Below are 668 nucleotides of genomic sequence, written 5' to 3' on the forward strand. Positions count from 1 at the left end.
GGAAACTCTTGAGATAGTCCTGCGTCCTGCGGGACTCCGTGAAGATGACCGCTTTCCGTGCAGCGCCCGTTTCGGCCATCTGCCCGAAGCCAATGTCCAGCGCCTTGAGAAGCGTCTCCGTTTTGGTATCGACGGGGATGTTTCGTGCCTGTGAACTGAGGCGCTCGAGGAGTTGAATCTCTTCTTTCAGCTTCGCCCGGTCGATCGGCATCGCGTCGCTTCTGACGAATCCGGATCGGTGTCATCTTCCAGAATGTCGTCAAGCAGCTCGTCTTCTATCTCTTCCGATTCAATAAGCCGTTCGGCAAACTCCGGATCATCCTTGATCTGTTCGTCGCGGAGTGTTTCCAACCTCGCTCGCAACGTGTCGAGCGTGCCTGCGATAGCCAGTGACGACGACGCGAGCAGCTTCCTCAGTATCAGTGCCGTAAGGTGCCTCTGGCGCTGCGGAAGGGCGTAGCTGTTGGGGCGCTGCAAAAAGGCCGAAACCGCCTCATACAGCGAATGTTCGGCGTCGCTCGACGTAAATGGACGCGTGATGGCTCGCCGCTCGGTGTATCGAACATACTCGACGACCTGATTTCGAAGGGTCCTCTTGCAGAAGGTCGCGAGCCGCTGTCGCAAGTCGGTCATGCTACTTCCGGCGCTGGCGTAGCGCGCCCTGAACG

1 protein-coding gene and 1 pseudogene are annotated in these 668 nt (G+C 58.4%); both read right to left on the minus strand.

Annotated features, from left to right (window positions below; genetic code table 11):
* A partial coding sequence (locus A6302_RS23795; RefSeq protein ID WP_210183432.1) for a hypothetical protein occupies positions 1-211 on the minus strand: 211 nt, incomplete at its 3' end.
* Positions 187-668 (minus strand): annotated as a pseudogene (locus A6302_RS20665) (hypothetical protein); the annotation flags it as partial. The gene A6302_RS23795 and the pseudogene A6302_RS20665, both read right to left, overlap by 25 nt.

It is taken from the genome of Methylobrevis pamukkalensis, assembly GCF_001720135.1.
Classification (GTDB): Bacteria; Pseudomonadota; Alphaproteobacteria; order Rhizobiales; family Pleomorphomonadaceae; genus Methylobrevis; species Methylobrevis pamukkalensis.